Raw genomic sequence first — 25,575 nt, forward strand, 5'->3', positions numbered from 1 at the left:
TAAGTCAAAAACTTAAGGAAAAAATAAATAAGATTTAGAAAGTCTGCTAAAAATATAAAGTCCATTATAATGAATCACCATCATCTGAGGAGTCCCCCCTATATTCAGCGTAAAATCCATCAGTATCCGCATATATTGCATAGAAACCATATTTTTTAGCATTTTCAATAGTGTATAGAATATATTCCCTACCCCAAGCAGTAATGGCTTGGGCACATTCAAAGGAATACCATCTAAATTTGGAATATCCATAAACACCATACATTGTATTAATCAATCTTTTAATAGCCAATTGCTGAATATTTAACATTTTCTTCTCGGTCGGATCATTAGATTCTTTCATGATCTTTTTAATTCTAAGTCTTTCACTTAGAATGTTTCCAATTACCGATGGTATGAATCCTTTAGGTTCTTTTAGGAATTTATGATTATGTTCTGGACAGACATAATATCTTTCCTCATCACTTAAAGAGGAATCAGTATTATCCAAAGGATTAGAACCTTTAACTAAGACATCGGGACAAATATTCTTTGATATGATAATACTAGGATATAGGCTTCTAAAATCGAACTGTACAAGGTTTTCATGTAGACCAGGTACAGGTTCCTTTACAAATCCCCCCTCATTTTGATCATGAATCCTTGAGGCATCTCCTGCAGAAGGTTTGTTTGGTATAATCTCATTGATTTTATAAGCCTCTTTAACAAGATACCATTCTGCTTGTTGACCAGTGGTCATACGGGTTATATCAAAAAACGGTTGACCGACAATACGTGTAAGCTCTAGGTTTAATGGTAAAGTCTGCTCTGCAATCATTAAGGTTGATACAACATCATCTAAGGAATAGTCGAATAGCTCATCCAAATACCTATTGTCACTATCCCAGTATTTCCAGATAATCTCACCTGGAACATCCTTCTTCTCTTCACCAAATAGCTCCAGATATACACGCTCTAAGGTGTATCTGTCAAGACTCATGTATCTTCTCATAACCAGATATAAATCAACATGAACAAGACCCTTAAATGAAGCGGCATCTGTAAATCCTCTTTTTATAAATTTTAAAGATGAGCCGTCCATACCTAAATCTAGTTCAATTCCATACATTCCTGCCCTATCCTTAAGATATGGAAAATCAAAGTTGTCGGAGTTATAACCTACTATAATATCTACCTGGTTTTCCTTAACAATTCTTACAAATTCCTCGATCATTTGTTTTTCCGAATCTAATCTCATGACAAAGGATTCATCAGTATCTTCTACCTTATCTTTAGTGGATAAAACCTTTCTAATTCCAAAATTACTTGTAACACCAATCATGATTATCTCATCTATATCGGAATTCGGAAGGCCCCTAGGATTGTAAACCTCTAAATCAAAACTAAGTATATTGAAGTCAGTAAATGACTGGTCAAGGTTTTTTGGAGGATGATTTAATTTTACAATCTCAAGATTCTCATAACTGCTTGTGACGCTTTTATGGGAATCTAATATGTCACCTTCAATTTCAATAACACTCATAGGTATAACATCATTATCCATTAAGTAACGTCTGTAAAATGGAATATCATGTTCACGAATATCAACTACAGAATCTAATCCTTTAATCTCATCCCTGTATTTGGGTACCTCCTGAGGATGTGAAAACGTGATTTTTATGAATTTTTTAGGAATCTGGAAGTCTTTCTTATCTACAATCTCAATATCCTCAGTTTCATATACTTCAAGATCTTTCAAGCATTGGTCTATATCTTTAGGTTCTATATAGAAATATGGTTGGAAAATATAGTCTAATGCAATAATTCTCTTAGGATTTTCACCTTCAACTTCCCTTCCAAGTAAACGTATAACAGGCTTTTCATCCTCTGTAATATAATCAATATCCAAAAGCACCATGTTTCTTTTAACCATATTAACACCCAGATTTTTAATATCTCTAAAACTTAATTTAATGTTTAAAATACATATAATTATTGCTCAATTTCTAAAACATTGTCATTATTCTCATTTTGATTTTCAAATTCTTTCTCTTCCTTATATGCCTTGATTACAGCAGATGCAACACCTAATATTAATGGTCCTAAGATAAAACCTACAATACCCATTACTAAAGGTCCTGCAATAAAACCTAAAAGTAGGATTAACGGATGTATATCTGCATATTTTCCTGCAATGGCAGGTCTTATATACATATCACTTAAGGATAATCCGCAACCAAAGATTACAACCAATATTAATCTTATATAGTTTCCGGCAAAGAAATCCTTAACAGCCAATATACAATATACTGGCCATGGCCCAATGACTGGAATCAATTGACAGATACCGGTTATAACTCCCAAAAATCCGCTGTATGAATACCCAAGTAAGCTGTAACCTACAAATGCGATGATACCAATGATTATACTTGTAAGCACATGTCCATAAAAGATACTTTTCAAAACATCCTTTATCTGGTTAAACATCCTATCAAAGAACGATGTTTTTCTATCGGGAATAAATGAAAATATATAATCCCAACATTTATCACCATCACGTGCAAAGTAAAAGGTTGTAAAGATTAAAACCAATATTTGAACGGAGATATTAGGTATATCACGAATAAGGCTTATAAGATAACTAGACAACCACTTAAAAATACTGTTAAAACCATTATAAATACCATTTGCAATAGAATGACTCATACCCTTATATTGATAAGGCAATATTGAAGCTATCCAGGTGTTAAGCTGATTCATATCCAAAGTAGACAGATTTCCAGTACTACCTAAAAGTGATGATATGAGGCTTATTGACATTGTTACAATATAAACCAATAACAATATTATGGGGATGATTATCAAAAGCATTCCTAAAATGTTTGATAATGAGGCGGAGGGTATTTTATTATTTAATCTTCTTGCAACTGGTCTTACACCTAGAGACAATATAATTCCAAGAATCACCATATTCAACACAGGTGTTAAAACCATTATAGAAAGTATTGCGAAAACGATTATAATGATTAAGGGAGTTGTAAGTTTATCTGAAATATTAATTGACATAATATCTTTTTATAATTAAATGAATTGTAAAATTTTCTTTAGCTTTGAGGAATAATATTAAACCAGACAATCTATAGTTTTTTAATTCAGTATAATTAAATTAAATTAATTTTTATTAACTGAAACCAAATTAACAAAGATAAATCCCGAATTAAACTAAATTCTTTCACCGGATGGAGTTCTTCTATACTTTCCAAACTCGGTAATAAGCTTTAAACTATCGTTATCAAATACAGGACCTTCCTTACATACTCTCCAACCAGTTGAATCAACACAACATTGACCACATATACCTATAGCACATTTCATATATCTTTCAAGGGAATATTCTGCATCTATATTGTTTTCCTCCAAGATATCATAGATAGGTTTCATCATGACCTCAGGTCCACATACTACAGCGGAATCATAGGTATTACTTTTAAGTAAATCTATGGTTCTATCGGTTGCAAATCCTTTAAATCCTGAGGATCCGTCATCTGTAACGTTATATACATCTGCACCTGAATTTTTAAGTCTGTCCTCAAACAATAACTCATCTTTATTTACGGCTGCACATACCACATCCACATCATTATTTTTTATAGCTTCATCTGTAAAAGCAGCAATGGGAGCCATTCCAACTCCACCACCAATAGCCAATATCTTCTTACCGGAAGGTATGTCAAATCCATGACCATAAGGACCTCTAAGACCTAATAGATCACCGGCATCTAATTTATGAATATCGCCTGTAAAAGGACCGATATTTTTAACTGAAATTCCAATTTCCTCCTCTTCACGATTTATATAGGATATAGACATTGGCTTTTCATCCTTGAAATTCCACACCATGATAAATTGACCTGGATAAGGAGTTGTATCTTCATCCATATCCCAATCGAAAATAAATGTTTTGATAGTCGGTGTCTCTTCAACAACAGATTTTATTTTTAAAACTTTTGGAACATTCATCTTTACACCCCTTAATCTTTATGAGCAAATCCCACCATTTCATCAATGGATTTAAAATCATTTTCAATCATAAAACCATTTAATCCCTGTGAAATATCATCAAATACTCCAATACCCTCATCCATTATGGAGGTACCTATCTGCACAGCACTTGCACCTGCATATAAATATTCAACCACATCCTCATAGTTGGATATTCCTCCAACACCAATAATAGGAACATCCACCGCTTCAAAAACATCATAAACACAGCGAATACCTATCGGTTTAATTGCAGGTCCACTCATTCCACCAAACTTATTTGCCAAAATAGGATATCCTGTTTTCAAATCGATTTTCATTCCAGGACCCAATGAATTAATTAAACTTAAACAATCCACTCCACCGTCTACGGCAGCCTGTGCAATCTCTGTAATACTAGTTACATTTGGAGTCAATTTTGCAATAATAGGCAAATCCACTGCATCCTTAACAGCACCAACAATCTTTTCAGTTAAAATAGGATCCTGACCAATTGATGCACCATAACCTTCCATTGCATGGGGACAGGAAATATTCAATTCAATCATATCAACCAAATCCTCGATTTCCTGTGCCACATATGTAAACTCCTCAGGATTTGCACCGTAAATTGATGCTATTAGAGCCTGGCCTTCACCTGTTTTTACAGCATTTAACTCTTTAGAAAAAGCACCAACACCAGGAGAGGATAAGCCTATTGCATTTATAATACCTCCGGTGACTTCCACTGTTGTTGGATTATGATAACCTGGATTTGGATCTTTTGAGAAGGATTTGCTTACTACCGCAGCAGCCCCTGAATCTAAAATCCTGTTTAAACTACTTCCATTGCTACCCATAATACCTGCAGCCAACATTAAAGGATTTTTAAGTTTAATACCACATATCTCAGTTTCTAACATAAAAATACTCCATTTAATTATTAAATAACAATACTTCCAAATTATTGAAATTACTGAAATTTTATATCCGAACATGTAAAAATAATTCAATTAAATTTAAATTAGAATATAAAATATAATAATCTAATTATTAATGATTTATGATTTATCTAAGATTTATAATTATGTAATAGAAATCCGGGTAAAAAAAATAGATAAAGGAAAATATAAATTTAAAAAAATCCATTATAGAATTTATAATCATTGAAGAAATTCAATTAAAAATACGGATAAAAGAAATCAGAAATAAAAAAAGACAAATCATAATCAAAATCCAATATCTTAAAATTAACAAATTAAAATCCATTAAAAAATAATTCAAAACCAAATGACTTTAAAAATAAGATTAAGACTATTAAATACTAATTATTTAAAAAAATTATAAAATTTATAAAATATAATTAGACAATGGATTATATATGAACAGATAATTAATATTATTTAAAAATATAAAATAAATAAATATAAAATAGAAAATAAACTTTTAAATAATTCAAAAGAAAACTTTAATATTATATAAAAACATAATATGAAATATGGAAATATATATAACAAATTGTATTGCTGGATTTTTAAGTTTTGATTCCAATCTAAAATTAATTGACTATACTCTTTTTAAGGATGATGAGGCAGGATCAAAACTTCATGATATAAATCAGAACATTCTTACAAGTGAAGAAATCTCATTAATTGAAAAAACATCAGACGAATATGATGAGATAATTGTTGAAACCAGCAATAGACATTCTGATTATAGTGAATTAAAAAATTATGAAAAGATCAGAATAAAACGTCCTAATAAAGGCGGAGAGTATTTAAGAGCCAATTTATTAAGAATTCTTCAAGACATAAACTTCATTTCCTCACCAGAGGAATACAACGAAAAACTAACAGATATCTCCAATCAGATTGCAATATTGAAGATGAAAGAATCCTCACAGGAAGAGGACAAGGTTTTAATTCAAGCCGTAAATGCAATTGATGAGGTTGATGAAGAGATATCCAAATTGATTGAAAGATTAAGAGAGTGGGAGACAATCTATTTTCCGGAGATTGAAACTTTACACAACAATGAATCATATGTTAAATTAATTGTTGACTATGACAATAATAGAGAGAAGATCATTGAAAATAATCCGGAACTCTTAAATAATATCCAAATAAGTAATGGTGCCGATTTAAAAGACGAGGACATCGAAATAATTAATGGTTATGCAAGATCCATAATGTCCCTTCAGAATACAAGATCCTCGATGGAGAAATATATTGAAGACAAGATGGAAAAGATTGCACCAAACCTTAAAGATTTACTGGGAGCAACATTAGGAGCTAAATTAATAGCCCATGCTGGAAGTATAAAGCGACTTGCAACATATTCCGCAAGCACCATTCAGATTATGGGTGCTGAGAAGGCGTTATTTAGACATCTTAAAACTGGTGAGAATCCTCCTAAACATGGTTTAATCTATCAAAACCCCTTTGTTAGAACTAGTAACTATTGGAATAGGGGAAAGATTGCAAGAAGACTTGCTTCCAAAATAACCTTTGCAGTTAGAAAAGATGTTTTTACAGATGACATTAACAGAAATCTTAAAGTAGAATTTGAGGAGGAAGTTGAAAAAATTGAAAAGGAAAATCCTTTCCCAAAACCAAAATCTACTAATAAAAATACCAATAGAAGAAAGAGTTCTAAAAAATCAAAGCATCATAAGAAAACTAAAAAACGAAGGCGTTCAAAAAGAAGAAGGCATTAAACTCAATAAATAAGTTAAGAAAAATAATTAATCAAATTAAATTCTAATTTGAATTTAATTAAAAAATTAGAATGAATTTAAAAAGCATGACCTAAAATTCTTAAAAAATTTAATTGACTATATAAAATGAAATTTATTTAAAACTTAAAGATATATTAAATAGATTATTTTATCAAATCCGATAAAAGAATGATTGAAATAATCAATCCAATAATTAAAATAGATAAAATAATTAAGATTTAAAAGATAAGAATATTAAAAAGCTTATTAAAATAAAGGTAAGTTGATAAAATGGAAGTTTATGAAATAAACAATGACATAGCTACAGAAAACCTAATTCCTGGAACCAGGGTTTATGGTGAACCTTTAGTAAAAGATGAAAAAACAGGAAAAGAATACAGGATATGGAACCCTAACAGATCAAAATTATCTGCAGCATTACATAATGGATTAAGTAAACTAAACATAGATGAACATTCAAATGTATTATACCTTGGTGCATCTACAGGAACTACTGTTTCACATATTTCAGATATTGTTAAAAAAGGTAGGATATTTGCAGTGGAATTTTCACCTGTAAGTATGAGGAAATTATCAAGACTTTGTCAAACAAGACCTAATATTGCACCTCTTTTAAATGATGCAACTAAACCTAAGGATTACCTTAACTTAGTCGATAAAGTAGATGTGGTATATTGTGATGTTGCACAACCTACACAAACACAATTGTTCATTGACAATATGGATCTTTTTATGAAAGACTCTGGACAAGGAGTGTTTATGATTAAATCCAGAAGTATTAATGTTAATATTAAACCAAAAACTGTTTATAAAGAACAGGAAAAAATATTAAAAGCAAATGGATACTCTATTGTTGAGAAAGTTAAATTAGAACCATATGAGAAAGACCATATCTGTTTTATTGTTGAAAGGTCTTTTTAAATTAAACCAATAATTATTAATAATATTTTTTTAAATAAAAAAATATTATACTTTTAAAATTTTATAGCTAAACTATCTAATAAAAACATTCACATTAATGAATATTTATCTACTATTTTTATAATTCATATATGAATATCGAATTAAATTTTATTTTATTATCTTAACTATTATACTTAAAAAAATAATAAATTATTACTCCATTAAAATCAAATTCTAGTAATGATTCCATATCTAAATTAGAAAAATAATTGATTATAAACCATTAAAAATTTAGGTGAAAATATTAAAAAAGTATTACTATTGATACCTTTTTATATTAGTAATTAGATATAATTAAATGCTAATGCAATATATAAAAATTAGTTCAAAAGACCGCCTCTAGATGCAATTCACTCTATAAATACTCCACATCAGTATGAATCTAGAGGATTGAACTTATTTTTAATTTTTACTATTTTTACAATGATTTTCATAATATTTTATCTAATTTTATATTAAATTTAAAGAATTTATTTTCTATTAAAAATTCCATAAAAATTTAAAAAAAAGTATTACTATTCATTAAATAGATTAAACAAAATTTAAAGATTTTTAACTAAATAAAATATTAAAAAATGTGATTATAAATTAAATCTAGATATTAAAAACCTTATTAAGAATCCGAAAAAAAACATAAATTTTGATATAAATTTTACAAAAATCATTTTTTAATTTAATGGATTTAAATAAATGGAATATTATTTATGAAAAAATTATAATCTTTTGAAAAAATCAATGATTTTATTTATTATTAATTTTTTATAATAAAATCGAATTAAATATTCATTAATTATAAAGATAATATTAAAACGCTTTTTCTATCTCGTCAAAGATTATAGATGCAAGAACATCTTTAGATGCAAGTGGAATCTTATTATAGCTACCATCATCATGAACTAATATAATCTCATTAGTATCAGAACCAAATCCACATCCATTATGGGCAAGATCATTTGCAACTACAAGATTTGCACCTGCAGTTTCAATTTGTTTTAAAGCATGGTTAATTAGTTCATCTTCACCTATATCATACTGAGCTTTAAAACCAACTAAGTATACATCTTCGTTTATATCTTTTATTTGACGAATTATTTTTTCCACAGGTTTAAACTCTAGTGAAATATTAAGTGAGGAAGAGATTTTATGAGACTTCATCTCAATCGGTTCAAAGTCACTTATTGCAGCACTTGCAATGAAAACATCAAAGTCACCAATCATGCCTTTAATTGCATCATTCATCTCAGATGATGTCTCAACATGAACCGCGTTAAATATTGATGGAATTTCAACATCACATTTAGCTGCAATTAATGTTAAATCCGCACCACGAATATATGCTTCACGAGCAAGTGCTAAACCCATTTTACCAGAGGATTTATTAGAGATTCCCCTGATTGGATCAATAGGTTCATATGTTCCACCTAAATTTATCAAAACCTTTTTACCTATAATTGAGTTTTTCATAGTATCATGAAATAAATTTTTAAATTAGAATAAGAACTTTAAAAAAAATTAAAAAAAATAAAATAAAATAAAATAATTGAGTCTTTTAAAAGATTCAATAAGTAATCATCAATTAGAATACAATCAATAAAGAGCCAATAATAAGAAAGTAAGCTAATTGATTATTCTTTATCAGCTTTATTTAAGTTAATTAATCTTAATGATTCAAGTACAATATTTTCAATATCAGGGAATTTTGCTTTACCTTCTGCCATCTTAGGATCTACAAAATGAACCCCCTCATTTTTACACTTTTCAATATTTTCACCAATAGCTTTATACATTGAATCATGCATTGATGGAACCATTAAAATTGGAGTATCATGACCATAAGCCGCAATTAATAAAGCATTAATTGGATTATCAGATATTTTATATGCAAACTTACTTATAACATTAGCAGTTGCAGGAGCAACTAAAATCAAATCTTCCTGAGAATATTTAACATGCTCAATTTGTCCTGTAAGTTCAGTTACAACAGGTTTAGTAGTTGCAAACTCCATTGATGTTGGAGTAATAATCTTACAAGCCGCATCACTCATAAAACATTTAACTTCCTGTCCGTTTCTTCTTAAATCTCTAGCTAATTGAACACATTTTGTAGCAGCTATACTACCAGTAACACATAATATTATCATATAAATCACTATTTAAATTTAAAAATAAAAAATAATAAAGTTTTGGCCAAATGTTTGATTTTTAAATATTCAACATTCAAACAAAACAAAATACTGTTTTTATAATAGATTATACTTTAGCCAATAATAATTAAAATAAAATAAAAAAATAAAAATTAAGAAATTTCAATATTTGAAATTATATAATTGAAGTATTTATTTACAGATTCAAATTGACCTTGAGGAGCAGTACACAATATTACATAAACTTGGTTATTACTTTCAACCCAAACTGCCCTATGCTCTTTAGTGTTATTACCTATATCAGAAAGATATTCTGCCTCATAAGCCTCTTTACCATTAACGGCAGTAGAATTTCCTAAAGATACTAATTGATTTGATGAATTAGATAATATTGATGAATATGTTTGGTTAACAAATGTATTTAATGATTCACCATTTAAATCTCTTTTTTCAACATTAACATTTACTCGACCATATTTTGAAGATGAATCAATTGACTTAGAATCTGCAATAGCTACAACAGTATCATTTGTTTCAGCTCTAGCTATAACCCAATCAGATGGAAATTTAAGAACAACACCATTTTGAGAAACAGTTTGAACATCTGTTTGATTTGTATTGTTCTGACTCCTCTCATGATTGGAAAATATTACCGCTGCACCAACTAATAATAAAATAATAATTATTCCTAAAACAATATAAGATTTTTTCATGATTAATCCACCATATAAAAAATAATTAATAAATTAAAAAATATTAATTTATTGAGTTGATCCTCCAGATGAGGAACCACCAGAGTCAGAACCACCAGTATCAGAACCACCAGAATCTGAACCACCAGAGTCAGAACCACCAGTATCAGAACCACCTGATGAAGAACCACCAGTATCAGAACTAGTTGTAGTGGAACTAGCAGAATCTGATGAAGCAGTAGTAGTAGTAGTATCAGAGCTACCTGAGTCTGAGGTACTTGTACTAGTTACATTAGAAGTTGTATTATTTTCTATAACCACCGGGAAAGCAGAGTCAGTTACAACTGCAGAGGCATCGGAAATATTAACAGCCTGAAAATCAAAGTTGAACATTCCAAATCCAATTCCTGCAGTAAATGCAATGATTAAAAACAACACTACAAGAATACTGTATTTTCCCTTATTACTTTTACTTGCTTTAGGTTTATTATTATTAACAGGTCTTTTAGGATTAACAATATATTTCTGAACAAGTCTTTCATCTTCCTTCCTGCTTAACTCTGCAGCCCTTCTGTCAGGTCTGTAATTACGATTAGGTTTACTAGATGAAGAAAACTGTCTTCCTTGCATGGCACGAATTCTGCTGGAAGCATCAATATTCTTTAACTTAATCATATATTGTCGTGATAACTCCTTATACTTCTCATCTGAGATTTTACCTGCTTGATGATCAGCTTTAAGTTCTTTCATGACTTTAATAAGCTTTTCTTTATCTGGATTAATAATACCATCAACCTAAAAAAAATTTTAAAAATAATATTTAAATTAAATATATTAATCTATTTATTTATTATTTTTCATATAAAATTATTATGATTATATCTAGAAATTCCCCTTAAAAAATAGCTTTATTAAAAATTCAAAAATATTGAAAATTAAATAAAATCCCTAACAATTAAAAAAAAATAGAATAAAAAAACATGGAGAATCCCATATACTTAAAAATTGACTAATATCATGTTAATCATTTAAAATTATAGAAAATTTATAGAATTAAACTTTTAAAACTAATTTCCTATTGAATTAAATGATATGAGCCTAATACTTTAAAAAAGGAAGTATTTTCACCAATTAACTTTAGGATTTTACCGATATCTTCATCTTGCCTATGACCTTCAAAATTAATAAAGAAAACATATTTGTTTAATCCCTGTTTAGAAGGTCTTGATTCTATTTTAGACAGGTTTATAGAAAACTCTGCAAAAATGCCTAAAATTCCATATAATCCGCCAGGCCTATCATCGTGTAATGAAAATACAATGCTCGTTTTATCATTACCTGTGGGTCTTGAATCATGTTTAGACAAGACTACAAACCTTGTTTCATTATTGTCTACATCCTGAATATTCTCATCCAGAATATTTAAACCATATAATTTTGCAGCCTTAACAGTACCAATTGAAGCTGAGTTTTTAAGGTTTACAATATTTTTACATGCTGCAGCAGTACTTGACGTTGAATGAACCCTAAAAGAATTGTTCAAAATATAATTATGACACTGTGCCAATGCTTGGGGATGAGAATAAACATCGCTTATATCAGATAACTTAAGCCCTTTAGGAGCCATAAGATTATGATTAATAGGAAGAACAATTTCACCTTCAATCATCAGATCATATTCATGAACCAGTGCATCCAAAGTGACATTGACAGGCCCTTCTATAGAGTTTTCAATTGGAACTACACCTTTAACACATTTAGATGTGATAACTGCATCCATCACATCATTAATGGTATCAAAATAGACAAGTTCCGTTGAGTCATCATATAATTTATCCTTTAAAATAGAAGCTGCCTGATGGGTAAAAGTACCTTCAGGTCCTAAAAAAGCAATATGGGAAATTTAAAAAACCTCCAAAAAAAATAGTAAAAAAAAGCTAAAATGAATTTTAGCTTTATAAAATAAAATTATTCACTTTCTATGTCTGCTACAAGAGCAAGCAAATCTGTTTGAGTAATGATTCCAACAACGTTGTTGTTTTCATCAGTTACAGGATATCCGTTAAATCCTGTTTCCTTCATTAAACCTGCAACTTCAGAAATACTTGCATCTTTAGAGATTCCGGAAACAGCAGTAGACATAATATCCTTTACATAAATATTTTTGATTTGTGTTTTTTGATATTTTTCAGGTGTTTTCTTTTTGAAATCCATGAGAGCCCTGATAATATCTTTAGAAGTGATAATTCCAACAAGACCATTATCCTCATCGGTAACAAGTAATCTACCAATTTTATTATCAATAATAGTACGTCTTGCATGAACTAATCTGTCCTCTGTAGAAACTGTAATAACATCCTCGGTCATCACATCTTCAACTTTAACTTTATCATAAGCCCTACCAGTACATAAATCTACAAAGTCAGCTTTTGAAACAATTCCAACCATAACATCATTGGATTCGATTGGTACAGAACCAATTCCATTATCCAACATGATGTTTGCAACATCGGCCAAATTCATTGATTCATCTACTGCTACAACGTCTTTAACCATAACAGAGGATATATGTAATTTAGCAGGAGTTAAATTGTTGGTTTTTGAAGATCCTAATTTTTTTGCAATATCCCTTTCTGATACAATACCTACTAATTCCCTTTCATTATCCTGATTAGTATTGATTACAGGTAATCTGGAAATATTGTTTTTTCTAAGTAATTTCAAACCATCTAAGATATTTTGATCCTTATCGATAGTTACCAAATCCTCAGACATAATGTTTCTAATTTGCATAAATATACCTCCTAGGGATTATTAGTAAAATTACCAATAAAATAGCAAATCTATAAGCTAAAACCATATTGAAGGAGCTATTCTATTAATAATTAAACTAGAAATATAATTAAAAAAACTTATTAATTTAATGATAATATATTAAATCTAACTATCATTAATAGCTTTAAGAATATCTCTTTCAGTGATAATTCCAAGAACTTTATCGTTTTTAACTACTGGAACTCCACCAATATTCTTCTCTTTTAATAATTCAGAGAAATCTCCAAGTCTAGTTAATGGTTCTACAGTTCTTGCACCTTTAGACATAACCTCAGAAATTTTAAGATCCCCTAATAATTCCTCTGCACTGTTAGTCTTCATTTGAGAGAAGAATTTTTTATCAATGAAGTATCTTAAAATATCAGTTGATGTAACAATTCCAACAAGTTTTTCTGGAGTATGTTCTGGAATATTCTCATCTTCACTTACAATAGGTAATCTCCTGAAACTGTTTCTTACCATAAATTTGGTTACATAGTCAAAGGAAGTACCTGGAGTAATAGTAATTACATCAGTAGTCATGTAATCTTGAACTAATTGATCAGTTAATACACCAGCTAGAGATAAAGCGAAATCTCTTTCTGTAACAATACCAACTAACTTGTCTTCTTTATCTACAATTGGCATTGCACCAACATGATTATCAACCATGACTTTAACAGATTCGCGAATAGTAGATTTATGATTCATAGTGATTACACCACGAGTCATGATTTCCTTAATTGGTTCGTTGATTGCTGAAAGATAATTATCATTACATTTGTATTTTATGATATTGTATTTATCTCCACCACCTAAGAAATTAATAATATCCATACAGGTTACAATACCTAAAAGTTTTCCAGAACCAGGGTCTGTAACAGGAATCCTCCTGAATTCATTATCTATCATTAATTGAGCAGTGTCTTTAATGGTTGTAGTAGGAGGTACAGTAATAACATCTTTACTTGCTAAACTCATTAAATCCCCGTCATGCTCAGATAGTTTAGTTTCACGTTCAACAGATCCTTTATTTCTGGATTTTAAATTTTTAGTGTTAATATCTTTCATAGAACACACCTCTCTTTTTAATTAAAAATTGAAAAAGATAATTACTCTCAAAATTATTAACAATTACTTAAACCAAATAAGACAAAATAGAATAATTTATATTAAAAAATGTCAAACAGTAGAAGAATTATTAATAAAATTAGAAGTAATTTTCTAAAATTAACTAATATTTTATTCTATAAAAAATAGTTAAAATCTTTTTTTAAATCACCTTTTTTTCAATCATATAAATATTACATATTTAATAATAATAATGTTTTCTATATGATTTTTTTAAAAATAGATTTTATAAGAAAGTTATAAAAAACTTGGACATAATTTTAAAAAAAATTTAAATTTTAATATAAACTATTTAAAAGAAGTTTTAATAAAATCCAATTTAAGGAAAGAGATTAAATCTAAGTTTTACATTTTAAGTATTTTCAAATCTAAAATTGGATTTCAGGAAAATCTCAATTATAAAAATAGCTATATTAAAAGTATTTCAAAAATAAAAAAGATAATAATCCAATCCAAAAACCATAAAAAATAAGAATGAATGGTTTAAATAAAAAAGATAATAATCCAATCCAGAAACCATAAAAAATAAAAACAAAATCATCAAGTTCTTAAAACTAGAAAATATGAAATAGAGTTTATTCAATTTCAAAACAGATAAAAATAAAAAAAATAGAAATTACCGAATTCTAAAAACTGATAAAAATATAAGATAAAAGAATTATTCAATTTCCAAGAATTTATGTAACTGGGGAATTGTTAAAACATCCATATATTTACCAATAGCCTGTGAAAATTTAAAAAGCAAATCCTTACTATTTTTCCACCTGCTAATTGGACTAACTGGTTGTATAACAACAGAAACCAAATCCTTATCATTAATTTCATTACTCATTCTTGAGGCTAAGTTTTCAACATAGTCTAGACCAGACTCTGGAAAAAGAACAATTTTACAATATACCTTAATTGAATTTTCCAGTAGAATATTTACTGATTCTATTTCCCTATCAAATATTTTATTGTTATAATCACCGTCAAAGTGTTCTGGTAATTTAATATCCAATGACACATAATCCAGATTATCTAGTTTTTTAATTTCATTAGGAAAGGTACCATTAGTTTCAAGAAAACTGGGAGTATCAATTCTATCAATGACTTTTCTTATAAAGTCTGCATATAAGAGAGGTTCACCACCAGTGAAGGATATGGAATGTAAGTCCTCTGTTTTAAGACTGTTGATTCTATCTACCACATAATCTACTGATTTAAGTTCCCCGTTTTTAACAGATTTGGAATCTTCAGTATCGCAGTAATTACAATCCAAATTACATCCTGCAAATCTGACAAATATCTGCCTTCTACCTACTAAAAGACCTTCACCCTGAATAGATGAAAATATTTCAACAATTGGTGCTTCTAACATATTAAACCCTTAATCTAAAATTTTAGTAAACATAGCCCCTTGACCAATACCCTCATTTACACATGCGGAAATAGAGTGTATGTTTTTATTATCTTTAAGAGCCTCACTTAATTTATTTACGAAGTATTCGGATAAAGCTTCTGCTGAGGTATATTTTAAGGGAAGAAGAACACAGTCTTCTTTTGGGATAGTATATCCCTTTTTACCAATTTTAAATTGTACGCTACCATATTTATCAAAGCTTTCAATAGAGATATTGTCATTGTCAATTCCATTGAAATCCATGACCCCATTATAGATTGGAATTAGCAACCTGTGATCTAAACTATCACATAATCCTTTTACAATTGGCTTTACTTGTTTAAAATCCACAACGAAATCATATTCTCCGGCCTTTTCCCCTTCAATTTCAATATCAACAAAATAGGAATGTCCATGAATAAATCCACAGGTTTCATGACCTGGAATTATATGAGCTGCAGAGAATCTCAAATTAGCATTAATACCATTAATAATTATTTTCATCAAATACACCTTCTAAAAATTTAAAAATCCAATAGTTTAGTTTTACTTATATCCAATTCAATTGTTTCTAGTTCATCAATATATGCATCTAAAACATCATTCATAAAATCGAGAATATTGTCATCATCAAAGATATAGTTACCCTCTGAATCTTTAATGTCAAATAATCCTATTGTGTCAACGTCATCAGGGGTTCCGCTATCATGAATATTTAATGCGAAATGGATTTTCATTGAACTGAGTGTTGCTGATGCAATACATACACTAAGTTTTCTGGAATCTATATAAATATCATCCCCATCACGGTGGGCAACTACACCTTTTCCAGCTAGTTTTTCATTAAATATTAAGATTAAAAGCCTTTGACGCAAGTAGGCAATTCTCATGTTAGCAGGCTGACAATCAAAAAACTCAGTCATGGTATGAAACATCTCATCGGATTTGATCTCATTTCCCACATCTGCAAAATCCTTAATATTATCAGGACGAATATTCATAGGTCCTCTCCAGGATATAATTGAGGAACCTCTAATATTAAACTCTCTAAAAGCCCATAATGGATTTATCTGACTTCCATCATAAGCAAATTTCTTATCAATGTGTTTATGTATAATTGACATGTGATTTCTCCTATAAAAATCAATAATTAAAAATCTTTTATTAAGTAATTATATTATGTTTTTTCAAATTAAAATAAATTAATCTTTCAATTTAAAAAAAATATTGTAAAAGTTTAAAATACCACTAACAAAATAAGCAATAAAAGGAAAGCTAGAACTTATAATAGATATAGACATATTTAAAAGATAGTTTAAAAAAAATAACGGGTTTTAAATAATTAACTAGGAAAATGTACCAAATTATAAAAGATTTTTATAAAACAACATTAACGGTTTATTTTAAATATCTAACCTAGAAATTTAATTACAACCAGGTTTTAAAATTAAAAAATCACAAATCAAAAAATCTATTAAGAAAAATAAGAATAATTAATAAATAATAAAAATAAATATTTAATATAATATAGTTGTTTTTTTAAAAACAAGAATTTAAATAAGTGATTTTAATGATAGAAGTAAGAACTAGAGATTTTATACATACAAAAGACGATTTATACTTTGCATCAACTAATTATCTACATCCTAACAATAGAATCATTTCATTTTTAAGATACATCCCTAATCCAAATGGAGATAGGGAGAAAAACGGTAAGAAATATTCAAAAGTAAACTCAAAAGAGGCATTTGATTATTTAAAAGAAAACCATCCTGATTACCTATATTTCTCAGAAGTTGCTAATGTTCCAATGATGGGAGTACCAATAGACAAAGTAGATAAAATCATTAGACCAGAAGATAGACTTAAAGAGATTAGAGAAGGTAAAGACAAGAAAGTTACCAAGGAAACAAGGGAAAAGCTAATTGATTTATCTGATTTCTTCCACTATATTGCAGGTATCGATTATGAAAACTTAGGTATTTCCGGATCCACCTGTCCAGGACTTCAAAAAGCCGAAAATTCCGATTTAGACTTTGTCGTTTATGGTTTGGAAAATCATAGAAAGGCAGTCAATACATTTAAAAAATACCATGACCAGGAAGTGGAAGTAGGGGAAGGAGAATCCAAAAGAAAAATAGTCCTTAATCCTATTCAAAATGAATTCTGGGAAAGATTATATCATAAAAGAATTAAAGACGACAGTTTAACTAAAGAAGAATTCTGCTGGTATGAATCAAGAAAGTTCAATAGGGGAGTAATCAGAAATACATTATTTGACATTCTATGTACTAGAAACCTTGATGAGGTTGAGGGAAAATATGGCGATACAAGATATGAACCCCAAGGTATTGCAGAAATAGAATGCACCATCACTAACTCAATCCAGGCAATGGATAATCCTGCAGTATATGAAATTACCGATGTAAAACTTTTAGATGGTGTAGATGTAGAGATAACAGGACTCGCATCATTTACACATACTTATGCAGGAGAGGTCATGGAAGGTGAAAGGGCTGTTGCAAGAGGAAAGGTTGAAAAAGTAATTACTGAAGGTAAAAAACCATGGTATAGAATTCTAGTAGGTTCAACAAGGGAATCTATTGGAGAATATATAAAACTAAAAGATAGTCCTGTAGAATAAATAAAATTAAAACAATAGACAATATTAAAACAAAATAATTACAAGATTCATTGATTAAATCCCTATTATTATCAATAATTATTGTAATTATCAATCCTATTTTTAAAATAATTAAATAAAAACTCCATTTAGAAAAATGCTATTTTTACTATAAACTATAAAAATCAATTTTAACCAAAAGAAAACATACCACCTAATATTAAACTATAAAAACCAATATTTAAAAATTAAATAAGATCACTTTTTAATAGCCATAACCATTATGAATTTTCATAAAAAGGCATAATACCACGTTTTAAACTCTATTTTTTTAAAAATCTAAAATTGAATTCAGCCACAGTATTTTTATTAAAAGAAACTTTTTAAATATTTCAACTAGTTAAAATGAAAAAATATTTAGAAATTAAAATATTTTTAAAAATAAAAAAATCTTTAAAACTAAAATAAATACTATATCTTAAATTATTTTAGAAACTAAAAGTTTACAACCATTATTTACTTCCATATTTAAATATCATTAGTTTTATAGAATAAAACAAGAATTATAATATTTAAATATTGAAAAGTGATAAAATGATAAGTTTAAAAAAGATTAAAACCTATATGTACTGTCCATTAAAATTATACTATGAAGATAACATACATGAAAATGAAATTAAAAACGAAAGATACGAAGCTGGAAAAAGAATAAAAGAGATTAGACTTGATATTCAAGACTTAATTCAAAGAAATCTAAAAAGATTAAACAGAAACATGGATTTAAAAAGAATCGAACAAGAATTAAATAAAAATATAAATTATTATATAAACAATCAATTAAACGAAATTTATGATCCCGAAAAATATGACATTGAGGATATTGAAAAATATAAAAATGATTTAATGCAGGAATCCAAATATAACATTCAACTATTAAGTTTAAAATCAAAAAGATTAATGGATTTAACCAATGAAAACGGCCATAACATTACGGAAAGACTATTTCCAACAGCAATGTATAATTATATCCTAAGAGATCCAGAGCTAGAAATTACAGGGATAGCTGAAAAAATAGAAATTATACAGGGAAAATACTATCCGATAATTTTTAAAACATCAATTCCACCTATAAAAGGTGTTTGGGATAGTGATGCCATTGAACTTGCATTTACCTCCATACTTATAGAAGAGGAATTTGAAACCGAGGTTTATGTAGGATTTGTAGATTATGTAAATATCGGAGAGCGAAGACCTGCAGTGATTGATGCAAACCTAAGAAAAAGTTTATTTAGAAAAATAGATTATGTAAGAACCATCCTTTATAATAAAGAAATTCCAACAGCAAAATATGATTTAAACAAATGTAAAAACTGTGAATTCAAAGACATTTGCTTGGACGATTATGAAAATCCAATAGAAATATAAAAAAAATTAATAGTAATTAAAATCTTCTTTTATTTTCAGGTAATTTACGGTAATCAAATACGGCAGTATCTGCTACCTGCATTACAGCCATAACACCTGCTTGAATAGGATCAGTTACAACTAAATCAGAAACTTCAGCTACACCACCAGGCATATTTAAACTGAAAACAATTAAATCATTGAACTTTTTAAGTTTCTTTATCTCCTCGACTATTTTTCCACCCATTAAAGATCCAGCAAGAACCAATACCTTAACTCTAGGAGTTCTACTTAAGATATTAACCGCCTCGGCAATGGCATCCTCACCTACAACAGGTAGTGTATCAACACTTATTCGCTCACCACGGATATTATGTCTATCTGCCTCTGTGATTGCACCTAATGCAACTTGTGATACCTGTGCTCCTCCACCATAGATAAGTATGCGCTTTCCAAATATATCATTTGCAGAACGGTGAATATTCACAGATAAAACTGAATCCAAGGTATTTAACTTTTCTATTAAAGATGTAATATTATTAACATCCTCCAATTCTAAATTTACAAAAGCAATGTCCTTTTTATCAATAAATAAATTTACAAAAGAAATGTTAATATCAAATGAAGATATGATATCTGTTATTTGAACTAATACCCCTTTCTTTTCCTTTGTTTTAATTGTTATTGCATAACTATTCATAATACCACTTAATTATTAATTAATAATTTGAATATAATAGTATAAAAATTTAAAAAAAGATAATAATTAAAAATTGAAAAAAGGTCATAATTTGGATTTTATCTCATCAAGTTCTGCGTGAGCTTTCTTATACATCATAAGAAAATTATCCTCCTCCCTTACAGGAATAATATCCAAATCTAATTTTCTGTGTTCTTCTATCCAACTTTCATCAAATACAGGAATTTCAATCTTAATAGGTTCAGATGTTTTATTAACTACAATAATGTTTCTATATGGAAAATCCCATTCAACAATATAACCACCTAAACTAATTATATGATATGGTCTAACAATAAATTTCAAATAAATCACCTTTCTAAATTAAAATTCCTATAACTATTGCAAGTACACCTAATAAAGTAGAAGCGATTACAACTGGATAAAATTGTTTGTTTGTGAATATAGGTGTAAAAGCATTTAAAATACCAATGAATAATGTGAATATTAATGCAACAACAACAAATACAATAAAATTCCAGGATAATAGATCAAGAGGGATTCCTAAAAACAATATTGTAAATAATGCAGATAATGTAAACATTAATAATCCTTTAGATAAATAGATTACAGAACGATAACCAGCAATATATTCCATATAGGGTCCTTGAATAACATCGGCTTCAGCCTCTATTATATTAAATGGAGATTCGTTTAATACGATCACTGATCCTATAAAAAATACAATTGCAGCCAATATACCCTGTGTTGTAAATAATAAAGGACCATTTGCCATTTGATATTTAATAATATCGGACAAATATAAACTTTTAGCTGAAACAACTGGAACGAATAATGCTAAATATAAAGGAAAGGAACCATAAGTAATCATCCTAAGAGATCTTTTGGAACTAATATCCTCCAAATGAGATCTAACAATACCAGAAGTGTGAGCTGCACCCTTAACTATATCTGGAAATTTTAAAGATAGAGACATTACTGATTTAGATAAAGATCCCATTAACACATAAGACACTTCTTCTACTTTCAACAATCCAACAATTGCAATGATACTTGCAAGTAGGTATGCAGGATACATTTGAGGAGTTAAAAATAATAAAATCAACAATACTGCTAGAAAACTAACTATAGGTAATGCTTTATATAAACCTGGAGCAGGAGAATTTGGCCTTAGATTTTCCTTAAAAGAAAATTTTATAGGCGCCATTATCCCCGGTGCAGTAACAATAGGTCCAATACGTTGTTGAATTCTAGCTTGAACATATTTTCTTTCAATACCTGGTAGGAATGTTCCAATTATAAAACATATTATCAAAGTAATAATTGCACCTATAATTGAATACAAAATTGTAATATCTGCCATGTTTTCCCTCTAATTTTATAATTCAATGATTTCAAATGTTCTATCGGTACATGTAAAGCAAGGGTCACATTGAACAATACATAATTGACCGTCGGTTATTTGATTTCCAATAGCCGCATATTGCATTGCACCGATATTTGTCATGGATGGAGTTCTGATTATAGAGCTTCTAACTCTTCCATCCTCAATAGCATAAGAATCATATAAAATTCCACGTGGAACTTCAATATAATGTTTAATTGCTTTACAATCATACATTTCCCAATTACGATTTGTAATTGGACCGCTTGGAAGATTTCTTACAGCTTGTCTAATGATTTTAATAGATTCAAAACATTCTAAAACCCTGAGTAAAAGGTTAGATTTAACGTCACAACCATCCAATACAGCAACATTAAAATCAAAATCATTATATTCTTTCATTTCTGTTCTTAAATCATAATCAAAACCACAAGCACGTAAACTAGGACCTGTAACCCCTAATTTTTTAGCTTGTTTAGGAGGTAAAATACCAATACCTTCAATTCTTGAGTTTACAATTGGATCTGATGTGAATCTATCAGTGAATTTAGTCAAGTCTTTTTCTAATTTGTCCATCCCCTCATTTAACCTTTGAACTCTCATATCATCTAATTGGCATCTTGGTCTTACTCCACCAATTACAGAAACTCCATATTGAACTCTGTTACCACCAATCATATTAAGTAATTCCATTACAGTTTCCCTGATATAAAATATTCTCATGGCAAAAGTTTCATGACCTAAAACTTCATTACCATGTGCTAAATAAAGTAAATGACTATGTAATCTCTCAAGTTCACCCATAATAACTCTAATATAATTAGCCCTTTCAGGAACATCGATGTTTAAACCTTTCTCAGCAACCATAACAGAATTCCAAGTATGACAATTAGAACAAATACCACAAATTTTTTCAGTTAATGCATTTGCTTTTTCTACAGGAAGTCCTTCCATAATTCTTTCTACACCTCTATGGTTAACCCCTATAGTTATTTCCGCCTCTTGAATGATCTCATCTTGAACAAAAAAGCGAACTCTGTAAGGTTCTAAAGCAGCAGGATGAACAGTACCCATTGAAATTTCAGTCTCAATAAGTTCTCCCTGTGATTTAGGTATTTTTTCTTCAATCATTTTAAACTCCCAATAATAATTTTTGAATAATAATAATTAATTGATAAATATAATAATTTAATCTGCTTCTAATAGTTTAGGTAAAACAGATACAACTCCAGCTAGAAGGTCTTGAGGTCTGACTGCACATCCTGGAACCTTTGCATCTACTGGAATTACATTATCTACAGGACCCATAATCTCTTCTGAAGGAATATCCCCATGAATATTTTTATAGACACCACCCATTAAAGCACAAGATCCTGCAGCTACAACTATCTTAGGTTCTGGTATTGCATCATATATCCTAAGCAATGGTGCTTTATTTTGATAAGTTACAGGGCCAGTTACTACTAAAATATCCGCCTCACGAGGATTCCATGTTAAAAAAATATTATATTGTTCTATATCTATCTTTGGTGAAAGTACTGAATTTACTATTTCTATATCACATCCATTACATCCACCAGTATAAACTAACATAATATGAATAGCTTTTGACCTTGAATAAGATTTAAGACTCATAACATCCTCCTACCATAATTATGAATAATAAGTTAATAATAATTAATAATTATTTAGAATTCTTTGATTTATTCTCCTGATTCTTAATAATAGTTTTATCTGATAAATACTGAGAAATAAACTCAAGTTTATCCTGAGGTATTCTAAATGGTTTCTCAATTAATTCCTTTGTATCAATAGTAATATCTCCAACGGCATTTGGGTGAACTGTTGCCTGCTCACCAAATAAGGAGTATATTGGACAGAAATCATGACACCAATAACATACAACACATTTATTACTATCAAATACCGGAACCTCAGTTTTAGCCCAACCATCAACTAACCATTCTGCTTGATCCAGTCGTTTCATAGTTATGGCACCGGTTGGACAGACATTAGCACAACCACCACAACCAATACAAGCATCGGTATCAACTTTCTTTTCAGGTTTAACATTACCATTTAAGACATCATTTCTTAAATCCATATCAGTAACTCTATCTGAAGCAAAAAAAATCCTCTTAAAGTTAGAATAAATACCTTCTAATGTGATTCTAATTAGACTTTTCATTTTGAACACCTGATAGTTTGATTTTTATTTACAAATGTCCTATCAAATATAAATGCATTTGAAGGGCAAATATTCTTGCATGCTCCACAGTAAATACATTTATCCTGATTAACTGTAAGACTGTCTCCATTATCAATAATTGCATCTTCAGGACAAATATTATAACATAATTTACAATTAATACAGAAGTTTTGATCTATCTTATTAAATCCGTCAATAATGACCTTTTTAGATAATGTAGATTTTTTAATCGCGTCTACAGGACAATAAATTGCACATCTTTCACATAGTATACAATCATCAAGATTTACTTCAATTCCCTCTTTTTTAAGAATTATTGTATCTTCAGGACATACCTCTACACAAGTTCCACAGTTAATACATGTATCATTTGCTTTACCATCCCATTTAACAAAATCATATACACGGGCATTCTGCTCACAGACAGATACACAATTACTACACAAAGTACAATATCCCTCAAGATAGGAATCCTTTTCAATATTGTTTATAACAATTCCATTACTATTAATATGTAAAGTAGAAACAGGACAATATTCAATAGACTTATTAAAATTATTTAATGTATCAAAGTCTTTTGAAATATCATACCTTAACTTACCGTCAATAATAACTAATGAATCAGTTTCTGACATATCTTCACATAATCCGCAATTTAAACAGGAGACAATGCTACCATTATTTTCCTGTTGTAACTTGTTAACGGAAATTTTAAAGTCATCAAGAATTATGGCATCGTTAGGACAGTTTTTAAGACAGTTTAAACATAATGAACAGGTATCATAGTTAACTATGCCATTTTTAATAGACTGAGTTGGACATACATCGGCACAGATATTACACTGGTTACATAATCCCCTAGCTTTATCTACTGTTAGACGAATAGCGTTTGTAGGACAGTAATATTCACATCTTCCGCATAAAATACAATCATCCAAATTAGTATTTACACATAATCTAGTTTTTGATTCAGTATTAGGACGAGTATGAGTTTCATATCTAGGAAGAGCCGCATCCAATGATTTTAAATAATTTATCTGTTTATCCTTAATTAAATCAAAACCATCTACCCTACTATTATTTGGACAAATATCAGTACAAACACCACAACGTGCACAGATTCCTTTTACAACCCCATCCTCATTAATTTTAATATTATTTATAGGACAATTAAATTTACAAACACCACATCCATTACATTTTGCCCTATCGACTCCATAACCACCATATTTATTTTTATAAATAGCATGGTTAGGACAAGCACGATAACAAGCACCACAAGTAATACAACTAAAAGCCCTACCATTTATTAATCGTATAGCTTCAGTAGGACACTGTTTGATACATTCTCCCAAACCTTCACAATTATTTGTAGATAAAAACATAATATTAAC

25 protein-coding genes are annotated in these 25,575 nt (G+C 29.1%); 4 read left to right on the forward strand and 21 right to left on the reverse strand.

The features are described from left to right. Positions 1-64 precede the first annotated feature (64 nt). The 4 genes from ABM4_RS07740 to ABM4_RS07755 form a co-directional block, all read right to left on the reverse strand. The gene (locus ABM4_RS07740; RefSeq protein WP_016359122.1) at positions 65-1,912 is read right to left on the reverse strand and encodes a DNA-directed DNA polymerase; all 1,848 of its coding nucleotides are present in this window, start codon (positions 1,910-1,912) and stop codon (positions 65-67) included. 59 nt (positions 1,913-1,971) lie between these two features. Continuing rightward, entirely contained in the window at positions 1,972-3,045 is a 1,074-nt protein-coding gene (locus tag ABM4_RS07745; protein ID WP_016359123.1) for an AI-2E family transporter, read from the reverse strand. A 156-nt stretch (positions 3,046-3,201) separates the two neighbouring features. Then, complete coding sequence (locus ABM4_RS07750; RefSeq protein ID WP_016359124.1) at positions 3,202-3,999, reverse strand: dihydroorotate dehydrogenase electron transfer subunit; 798 nt, start codon at positions 3,997-3,999, stop codon at positions 3,202-3,204. A gap of 11 nt (positions 4,000-4,010) precedes the next feature. Next, entirely contained in the window at positions 4,011-4,922 is a 912-nt protein-coding gene (locus ABM4_RS07755) for a dihydroorotate dehydrogenase (RefSeq protein ID WP_016359125.1), read from the reverse strand. A 575-nt stretch (positions 4,923-5,497) separates the two neighbouring features. Here ABM4_RS07755 and ABM4_RS07760 point away from each other — a divergent pair. Both ABM4_RS07760 and ABM4_RS07765 read left to right on the forward strand, forming a co-directional pair. Then, positions 5,498-6,715, forward strand: coding sequence for an NOP5/NOP56 family protein (locus ABM4_RS07760; RefSeq protein WP_016359126.1), 1,218 nt, complete (start codon positions 5,498-5,500; stop codon positions 6,713-6,715). A gap of 291 nt (positions 6,716-7,006) precedes the next feature. Further along, positions 7,007-7,657, forward strand: coding sequence for a fibrillarin-like rRNA/tRNA 2'-O-methyltransferase (locus ABM4_RS07765; protein WP_016359127.1), 651 nt, complete (start codon positions 7,007-7,009; stop codon positions 7,655-7,657). Positions 7,658-8,503: 846 nt separating this feature from the next. Here ABM4_RS07765 and ABM4_RS07770 read toward each other — a convergent pair. The 10 genes from ABM4_RS07770 to ABM4_RS07815 all read right to left on the reverse strand — a co-directional run bounded on the left by ABM4_RS07770 (position 8,504) and on the right by ABM4_RS07815 (position 16,985). Continuing rightward, on the reverse strand, positions 8,504-9,163 hold the full coding sequence (locus ABM4_RS07770) for a phosphopantothenoylcysteine decarboxylase (protein WP_016359128.1): 660 nt from the start codon (positions 9,161-9,163) through the stop codon (positions 8,504-8,506). 161 nt (positions 9,164-9,324) lie between these two features. Beyond that, entirely contained in the window at positions 9,325-9,840 is a 516-nt protein-coding gene (locus tag ABM4_RS07775; RefSeq protein WP_016359129.1) for a flavoprotein, read from the reverse strand. A 155-nt stretch (positions 9,841-9,995) separates the two neighbouring features. After that, positions 9,996-10,556 (reverse strand): PsbP-related protein, encoded by a 561-nt coding sequence (locus ABM4_RS07780; RefSeq protein ID WP_016359130.1) that lies wholly within the window; start codon positions 10,554-10,556, stop codon positions 9,996-9,998. Between the two features lie 48 nt (positions 10,557-10,604). Further along, complete coding sequence (locus ABM4_RS07785) at positions 10,605-11,285, reverse strand: hypothetical protein (protein WP_016359131.1); 681 nt, start codon at positions 11,283-11,285, stop codon at positions 10,605-10,607. Positions 11,286-11,610: 325 nt separating this feature from the next. Next, positions 11,611-12,438 (reverse strand): prephenate dehydratase, encoded by an 828-nt coding sequence (pheA, locus tag ABM4_RS07790; protein WP_048200920.1) that lies wholly within the window; start codon positions 12,436-12,438, stop codon positions 11,611-11,613. A 65-nt stretch (positions 12,439-12,503) separates the two neighbouring features. Next, positions 12,504-13,328, reverse strand: coding sequence for a CBS domain-containing protein (locus tag ABM4_RS07795; protein ID WP_016359133.1), 825 nt, complete (start codon positions 13,326-13,328; stop codon positions 12,504-12,506). 147 nt (positions 13,329-13,475) lie between these two features. Further along, on the reverse strand, positions 13,476-14,420 hold the full coding sequence (locus ABM4_RS07800; protein WP_016359134.1) for a CBS domain-containing protein: 945 nt from the start codon (positions 14,418-14,420) through the stop codon (positions 13,476-13,478). Between the two features lie 718 nt (positions 14,421-15,138). Continuing rightward, positions 15,139-15,840 (reverse strand): 7-carboxy-7-deazaguanine synthase QueE, encoded by a 702-nt coding sequence (locus ABM4_RS07805; RefSeq protein WP_016359135.1) that lies wholly within the window; start codon positions 15,838-15,840, stop codon positions 15,139-15,141. Between the two features lie 9 nt (positions 15,841-15,849). Then, positions 15,850-16,365, reverse strand: a complete 516-nt coding sequence (locus ABM4_RS07810) for a 6-carboxytetrahydropterin synthase QueD (protein ID WP_016359136.1) — start codon at positions 16,363-16,365, stop codon at positions 15,850-15,852. Between the two features lie 20 nt (positions 16,366-16,385). Then, complete coding sequence (locus ABM4_RS07815) at positions 16,386-16,985, reverse strand: DUF366 family protein (RefSeq protein ID WP_016359137.1); 600 nt, start codon at positions 16,983-16,985, stop codon at positions 16,386-16,388. A gap of 446 nt (positions 16,986-17,431) precedes the next feature. Between ABM4_RS07815 and ABM4_RS07820 the strand changes: the two genes are divergently transcribed. Together ABM4_RS07820 and ABM4_RS07825 are read left to right on the forward strand one after the other, a co-directional pair. Further along, entirely contained in the window at positions 17,432-18,505 is a 1,074-nt protein-coding gene (locus tag ABM4_RS07820; RefSeq protein WP_016359138.1) for a hypothetical protein, read from the forward strand. A 573-nt stretch (positions 18,506-19,078) separates the two neighbouring features. Then, entirely contained in the window at positions 19,079-19,909 is an 831-nt protein-coding gene (locus ABM4_RS07825) for a Dna2/Cas4 domain-containing protein (protein WP_016359139.1), read from the forward strand. Between the two features lie 16 nt (positions 19,910-19,925). Here ABM4_RS07825 and ABM4_RS07830 read toward each other — a convergent pair whose 3' ends face one another. From ABM4_RS07830 to ABM4_RS07860, 7 genes are all read right to left on the reverse strand, one after another. Further along, positions 19,926-20,588 (reverse strand): DUF5612 domain-containing protein, encoded by a 663-nt coding sequence (locus ABM4_RS07830; RefSeq protein ID WP_016359140.1) that lies wholly within the window; start codon positions 20,586-20,588, stop codon positions 19,926-19,928. 84 nt (positions 20,589-20,672) lie between these two features. Next, positions 20,673-20,933 carry an energy-converting hydrogenase B subunit P gene (locus ABM4_RS07835; protein ID WP_016359141.1) on the reverse strand — a complete coding sequence of 87 codons (261 nt, stop codon included), beginning with the start codon at positions 20,931-20,933 and terminating at the stop codon, positions 20,673-20,675. Positions 20,934-20,946: 13 nt separating this feature from the next. Further along, positions 20,947-21,951: a respiratory chain complex I subunit 1 family protein gene (locus tag ABM4_RS07840; protein WP_016359142.1), complete on the reverse strand. Its 1,005-nt coding sequence runs from the start codon at positions 21,949-21,951 to the stop codon at positions 20,947-20,949. Positions 21,952-21,966: 15 nt separating this feature from the next. After that, the gene (locus tag ABM4_RS07845; RefSeq protein WP_048201062.1) at positions 21,967-23,100 is read right to left on the reverse strand and encodes a nickel-dependent hydrogenase large subunit; all 1,134 of its coding nucleotides are present in this window, start codon (positions 23,098-23,100) and stop codon (positions 21,967-21,969) included. A gap of 60 nt (positions 23,101-23,160) precedes the next feature. Then, a complete protein-coding gene (locus ABM4_RS07850) occupies positions 23,161-23,607 on the reverse strand; it encodes an NADH-quinone oxidoreductase subunit B family protein (RefSeq protein WP_016359144.1) in 447 nt (148 codons plus the stop codon). 49 nt (positions 23,608-23,656) lie between these two features. Beyond that, positions 23,657-24,160 (reverse strand): 4Fe-4S binding protein, encoded by a 504-nt coding sequence (locus tag ABM4_RS07855; protein ID WP_016359145.1) that lies wholly within the window; start codon positions 24,158-24,160, stop codon positions 23,657-23,659. Next, complete coding sequence (locus tag ABM4_RS07860) at positions 24,157-25,566, reverse strand: 4Fe-4S binding protein (RefSeq protein ID WP_016359146.1); 1,410 nt, start codon at positions 25,564-25,566, stop codon at positions 24,157-24,159. Before ABM4_RS07860 ends, ABM4_RS07855 begins: the two co-directional genes overlap by 4 nt. Positions 25,567-25,575: the final 9 nt, after the last annotated feature.

Source organism: Methanobrevibacter sp. AbM4 (assembly GCF_000404165.1).
Taxonomy (GTDB): Archaea; Methanobacteriota; Methanobacteria; order Methanobacteriales; family Methanobacteriaceae; genus Methanarmilla; species Methanarmilla boviskoreani.

Excerpts from the sequence above, each read along its gene's own strand:
- ABM4_RS07740 (WP_016359122.1), bottom strand. The coding sequence starts at position 1,912 with ATGGTTAAAAGAAACATGGTGCTTTTGGATATTGATTATATTACAGAG.
- ABM4_RS07745 (WP_016359123.1), bottom strand. The coding sequence starts at position 3,045 with ATGTCAATTAATATTTCAGATAAACTTACAACTCCCTTAATCATTATA.
- ABM4_RS07750 (WP_016359124.1), bottom strand. The coding sequence starts at position 3,999 with ATGAATGTTCCAAAAGTTTTAAAAATAAAATCTGTTGTTGAAGAGACA.
- ABM4_RS07755 (WP_016359125.1), bottom strand. The coding sequence starts at position 4,922 with ATGTTAGAAACTGAGATATGTGGTATTAAACTTAAAAATCCTTTAATG.
- ABM4_RS07760 (WP_016359126.1), top strand. The coding sequence starts at position 5,498 with ATGGAAATATATATAACAAATTGTATTGCTGGATTTTTAAGTTTTGAT.
- ABM4_RS07765 (WP_016359127.1), top strand. The coding sequence starts at position 7,007 with ATGGAAGTTTATGAAATAAACAATGACATAGCTACAGAAAACCTAATT.
- ABM4_RS07770 (WP_016359128.1), bottom strand. The coding sequence starts at position 9,163 with ATGAAAAACTCAATTATAGGTAAAAAGGTTTTGATAAATTTAGGTGGA.
- ABM4_RS07775 (WP_016359129.1), bottom strand. The coding sequence starts at position 9,840 with ATGATAATATTATGTGTTACTGGTAGTATAGCTGCTACAAAATGTGTT.
- ABM4_RS07780 (WP_016359130.1), bottom strand. The coding sequence starts at position 10,556 with ATGAAAAAATCTTATATTGTTTTAGGAATAATTATTATTTTATTATTA.
- ABM4_RS07785 (WP_016359131.1), bottom strand. The coding sequence starts at position 11,285 with ATGAAAGAACTTAAAGCTGATCATCAAGCAGGTAAAATCTCAGATGAG.
- ABM4_RS07795 (WP_016359133.1), bottom strand. The coding sequence starts at position 13,328 with ATGCAAATTAGAAACATTATGTCTGAGGATTTGGTAACTATCGATAAG.
- ABM4_RS07800 (WP_016359134.1), bottom strand. The coding sequence starts at position 14,420 with ATGAAAGATATTAACACTAAAAATTTAAAATCCAGAAATAAAGGATCT.
- ABM4_RS07805 (WP_016359135.1), bottom strand. The coding sequence starts at position 15,840 with ATGTTAGAAGCACCAATTGTTGAAATATTTTCATCTATTCAGGGTGAA.
- ABM4_RS07810 (WP_016359136.1), bottom strand. The coding sequence starts at position 16,365 with ATGAAAATAATTATTAATGGTATTAATGCTAATTTGAGATTCTCTGCA.
- ABM4_RS07815 (WP_016359137.1), bottom strand. The coding sequence starts at position 16,985 with ATGTCAATTATACATAAACACATTGATAAGAAATTTGCTTATGATGGA.
- ABM4_RS07820 (WP_016359138.1), top strand. The coding sequence starts at position 17,432 with ATGATAGAAGTAAGAACTAGAGATTTTATACATACAAAAGACGATTTA.
- ABM4_RS07825 (WP_016359139.1), top strand. The coding sequence starts at position 19,079 with ATGATAAGTTTAAAAAAGATTAAAACCTATATGTACTGTCCATTAAAA.
- ABM4_RS07830 (WP_016359140.1), bottom strand. The coding sequence starts at position 20,588 with ATGAATAGTTATGCAATAACAATTAAAACAAAGGAAAAGAAAGGGGTA.
- ABM4_RS07840 (WP_016359142.1), bottom strand. The coding sequence starts at position 21,951 with ATGGCAGATATTACAATTTTGTATTCAATTATAGGTGCAATTATTACT.
- ABM4_RS07850 (WP_016359144.1), bottom strand. The coding sequence starts at position 23,607 with ATGAGTCTTAAATCTTATTCAAGGTCAAAAGCTATTCATATTATGTTA.
- ABM4_RS07855 (WP_016359145.1), bottom strand. The coding sequence starts at position 24,160 with ATGAAAAGTCTAATTAGAATCACATTAGAAGGTATTTATTCTAACTTT.
- ABM4_RS07860 (WP_016359146.1), bottom strand. The coding sequence starts at position 25,566 with ATGTTTTTATCTACAAATAATTGTGAAGGTTTGGGAGAATGTATCAAA.